The sequence below is a fragment of the Mesorhizobium sp. M7A.F.Ca.CA.002.04.1.1 genome (assembly GCF_004022805.1).
GTDB lineage: Bacteria > Pseudomonadota > Alphaproteobacteria > Rhizobiales > Rhizobiaceae > Mesorhizobium > Mesorhizobium ciceri.
Genome location: NZ_RZPL01000545.1, coordinates 1 through 4037 on the forward strand (window position 1 = coordinate 1; position 4037 = coordinate 4037).

The 4037-nt window shown below is 63.9% G+C and carries 5 protein-coding genes; 1 reads left to right on the top strand and 4 read right to left on the bottom strand.

The annotated features are described in order from the left end of the window. Window positions 1-523: MlrC C-terminal domain-containing protein (locus tag ENZ75_RS23810; protein WP_164887962.1), on the top strand; the 523-nt coding region annotated here is incomplete at its 5' end. Here ENZ75_RS23810 and ENZ75_RS23815 read toward each other — a convergent pair. From ENZ75_RS23815 to ENZ75_RS23830, 4 genes are all read right to left on the bottom strand, one after another. After that, window positions 524-2578, bottom strand: coding sequence for a M3 family metallopeptidase (locus ENZ75_RS23815; RefSeq protein ID WP_013528986.1), 2055 nt, complete (start codon window positions 2576-2578; stop codon window positions 524-526). A gap of 96 nt (window positions 2579-2674) precedes the next feature. Next, window positions 2675-3109, bottom strand: a complete 435-nt coding sequence (locus ENZ75_RS23820) for a hypothetical protein (protein WP_024504711.1) — start codon at window positions 3107-3109, stop codon at window positions 2675-2677. Continuing rightward, window positions 3106-3750: a carbonic anhydrase gene (locus ENZ75_RS23825; RefSeq protein ID WP_027037320.1), complete on the bottom strand. Its 645-nt coding sequence runs from the start codon at window positions 3748-3750 to the stop codon at window positions 3106-3108. Before ENZ75_RS23825 ends, ENZ75_RS23820 begins: the two co-directional genes overlap by 4 nt. Window positions 3751-3898: 148 nt before the next feature. Next, window positions 3899-4037 (bottom strand): DUF429 domain-containing protein (locus ENZ75_RS23830; protein WP_128278351.1); only part of this gene is annotated, 139 nt, incomplete at its 5' end.

Here is a 4037-nt window from a genome sequence, read left to right on the forward strand (position 1 = left end):
GGACAGGTTCGCCGTCGCGACCATCTGGGATCCGATTGCGGTCACCTTCTGCCTGGCGGCAGGCGAGGGCGCAGTCATCGACCTGCGCTTCGGCGGCAAGGCCGGGCCGCAAGCCGGCGAGCCGATCGATGCGCGCGTGCGCGTGCTGAAGGCGGTTGCGGAGGGCTGGCAGAGTTTCGGGCCAAGCCGGGTGACGCTTGGGCCGACGGCGCTGGTCCGCCTCGAAGGCACCGAGGTCGACATCATCCTCAACACCAACCGCACGCAGACTTTCGAGCCGGATATCTTTTCCAACATCGGCGTCGATCCGCTAGCCAAGGACATGCTGCTGATCAAGTCGACCAATCATTTCTACGCCGGCTTCGAGCCGATCGCCGCCGAGATCATCTATGTCTCGGCGCCGAGTTCGTATCCCAGCAATCCGGCGGTGACCGATTACAAGAAGCTGACAAGGCCGGTGTGGCCGAGGGTGACGGATCCTTGGAAGCTGCCAATCTCCCCCACGAGGGGGGAGATTGGCTAATCACACCAACCCGCGCTTGGCCATCATCGCTTCCGGCGACGGCATCTTGCCGCGGAAGGCGGTGTAGAGTTCTTCCGGATCCTTCGACCCGCCGGCCGCGTAGATGTTCTTGCGCAGCCGCTCGGCGAGTGCCGGGTTGAAGGGGTCGCCGGTTTCCTCGAAGGCGGCAAAAGCATCGGCATCGAGCACTTCCGACCACATGTAGGAATAGTAGCCGGCCGAATAGCCTTCGCCGGAAAAGACATGGCCGAAATGCGGGGTGCGGTGACGCATGGCTATGGTGTCCGGCATATGCAGTTCTGCAAGCGTTTCGGCTTCGAAACGAAGCGGCGCTTCAGGCGCCTCCGCCCGCGCGTGATAGGCCATGTCCATCAAGGCGGAGGCGGTGAATTCGACCGTGGCGAAGCCGGCGCCGAAGGTGCGCGCGGCCAGCATCTTGTCGAGCAGCGCCTTGGGCATCGGCTTGCCGGTCTTGACGTGCAGCGCGTGCTTTTCCAGCACTGCCGGCACGGTCAGCCAGTGCTCGTAGAGCTGCGAAGGCAGTTCGACGAAATCGCGGCTGACCGAAGTGCCCGAAACCGAGGGCCAGGTGACGTCGGTCAGCATGCCGTGCAAAGCATGGCCGAACTCGTGGAACAGCGTTTTGGCCTCGTCGACCGACAGCAGAGCCGGCTCGCCCACCGGCGGCTTGGCGAAGTTCATGATGTTGTAGATGACCGGGCTCGCACCGTGGCCGAGCCTGTAGCCGGATTGCAACGCGCTCATCCAGGCGCCGGATCGCTTTGACGGCCGGGCGAAATAGTCGGCCAGGAAAAGGCCGCGCTCGCTGCCGTCGGCATTCTTCACCACGAAGACGCGGGCGTCCGGATGCCAGGCCGCGATGTCCTTTTTCTCTTCGAAGGTGATGCCGAACAGCCGTGTCGCCACGTCGAAGCAAGCGTCGATGATCCGGTCGAGCTGCAGATAAGGTTTCAGTTCCGCCTCGTCGAAGGCGAATTTCTCCGCGCGCAGCTTCTCCTGGTAGAAGCGCCAGTCCCAGGCAGCGAATTTTTCGTTGCTGCCGGCTGCGGTGGCCAGGCGCTGCAATTCGATCTGGTCGCTTGCTGCCTTCTCAAGCGCCTTCTCCCACACCGGATCGAGCAGCGCGTGCACGGCCTTCGGCGTCTTGGCCATGGTGTCGTCGAGCTTCAGCGCGGCGAAAGAGGCGTAGCCGAGCAGCTTTGCCTTTTCGGCCCGCAGGCGCAGCATGTCGCGCACCACATTCGTGTTGTCGGTGGCGCCGCCATTCTGCCCGCGCATGGTGAAGGCGCGGAAGGCGATCTCGCGCAGATCGCGGCGTTCGGAGAAGGTCGAGAACGGCTCATAGATCGAGCGCGACAGAGTGACGGCATAGCGGCCCTTCTGGCCGCGTATCTCGGCCGCTTCGGCCATGGAACTTTTCACGAAGTCCGGCAGGCCGGCAAGGTCGGCTTCATCGAGGAACAGCGCCCAGTCGCGCTCGTCGGCCAGAACATTCTGGCCGAAAGCCGTGCCGAGCGAGGACAATTCCTCGCTGATGCTTGCCAGCCGCTTCTTGCCGTCGGCGTCGAGCTTGGCGCCGGAACGGACGAAGCCCTTCCAGGTCTTTTCCAGTACCCGCAGGGTCTCGGCGTCGAGCTTCAGGCTCTCGCGGCGCTGGTAGAGATCGTCGATGCGGGCAAACAGCCGCTCATTCATTGAAATCGCCGAGAAATGCCTGGACATTTTCGGCGAGATGTCGCGCTCCAGCGCCTGGATCGTCTCGTTGGTGTAGGCGCCGGCGCGGCACCAGAAGATCGACGAGACACGATCGAGCGCTTCGCCGCCGAGTTCCAGCGCGGCAAGCGTGTTCTCGACGGTCGGCGCATCCTTGTTGCCGGCGATCGCCTCGATCTCGGCCTCGTGCGCCTTCAGCGCCGCGTCGAAGACCGGGGAGAAGTCGCCGTCGCCAATGCGCGTGAAATCGGGCAGGCCGAGCGGCCCCTGCCACGCGGTCAGCGGATGGGCGGCGAGGTCGACGGCTTTCGTGGAAGGCATGGACAGTCTTTCGTTGGTGAAGCAGGCAGGTGGGTCGTACCCGATGTAGGGCGCGGCCGGCGGACCCGCAATATGCGGATTTGGCCGATATCGCCCTCAAAAGCCGTCGCAGTTTTCGGCGATCGCCGCTTGTGAACTGGCGGTGATGCGGTTGTCGGTGACCGCGAAAGTTTCCTGCATCAGCATGTCGTTGTTGGGGAAATCGTAGCAGGCGACCACCGTGGTGACGCCGCCTTCGCTTTTCTCGATCCGGTGCCGGATCGCAGCACCGGCAACGGCACCTTTCCATTCGTCGATCGAAGCGATGAATTCCTGCTTGCTCTGCACGATGCCGAGGTCGTCCAGCTTGATGCGGACATCGTCGGCGAGCAGGTCGGACAGTTCCGTGCGGTCGGCGACCAGCAGCGCCGAATACCAGCGGCTGATGAGGGCACGATCATCGGCGCGGGCGGCAATAATCGCCAGCAGCAGTGCGGCCGCCGCAAAAGCGACCGACCTGATGTTCACCAGCTTGCGCGCCGCCGCGTTCATCCCAGTTCCGGCCGTTCGAAATCGCCAGTCTCCTTGTTCATCGTCCAGAGTTCGCCGGTCGAGATATCGAACCAGGCCCCATGCAGCGACAGCCGTCCCTTGCCTTCGAGAATCGAGACGCAGGGAAAGGTTCTGAGGTTGGCGATGGAATAGCGGATCGAGATGCGCTCCAGCGCGGTCTGGCGCTCCGAGGCGGTCATGAAGGTGCTGGAGGAGACGGTTTCGGCCGCCGGCGCGATCAGGCTCATCCACTTGCCGATGAAGTCGCCCGGCGACAGCGGCGCGGAATTGCTGTCGAGCGCCGCCCGGATGCCGCCGCAGCGGCCATGGCCCATGACGACGATGTTCTTGACCTTGAGGCTCTGTACGGCGAATTCAAGCGCCGCCGAGGTCGAATGGAACTCGCCGTCGGGTGCATAGGGCGGCACCAGATTGCCGACATTGCGCAGAACGAAGAGTTCGCCCGGCCCAGCGTCGAAGATCGCCTCGGGCGCCGAACGCGAATCGCAGCAGGCGACGATCATCGTCTCCGGCGCCTGGCCTTCGCGAGCGAGATCGCGATAGCGCCCGCTCTCTGTGAGATAGCGGCCATTCATGAAATTGCGATAGCCGGCGAGAAGATGTTCAGGGAGATGGGACATGGGCGGCGTCTGGAGCCTTTCCGGGTTGGATGCGGCAGCTCGTTGCGGTCTAGAGAGGCTCTAGCGGCAAAAGCCGGTCGCGAGCAATGCAGAATTATGAGGGCTGGCTAGAAATGCCATGCATCGAGCGCAACGGTGGCCAACAGCGTCACGCCCAGATGGCGACGGGAATGCCAAAGCTGTCGCGGCCCGGCGGGTCGGGAAACGGCCGCGCCTCGCCGCCGACGATGCGACCGGCGATCAGCGTCATCGCGGCTGCGTCGAGGAAGTCATCAGCGGCGGCACCG

Excerpts from the sequence above, each read along its gene's own strand:
- ENZ75_RS23820 (WP_024504711.1), bottom strand. The coding sequence starts at position 3,109 with ATGAACGCGGCGGCGCGCAAGCTGGTGAACATCAGGTCGGTCGCTTTT.
- ENZ75_RS23815 (WP_013528986.1), bottom strand. The coding sequence starts at position 2,578 with ATGCCTTCCACGAAAGCCGTCGACCTCGCCGCCCATCCGCTGACCGCG.
- ENZ75_RS23825 (WP_027037320.1), bottom strand. The coding sequence starts at position 3,750 with ATGTCCCATCTCCCTGAACATCTTCTCGCCGGCTATCGCAATTTCATG.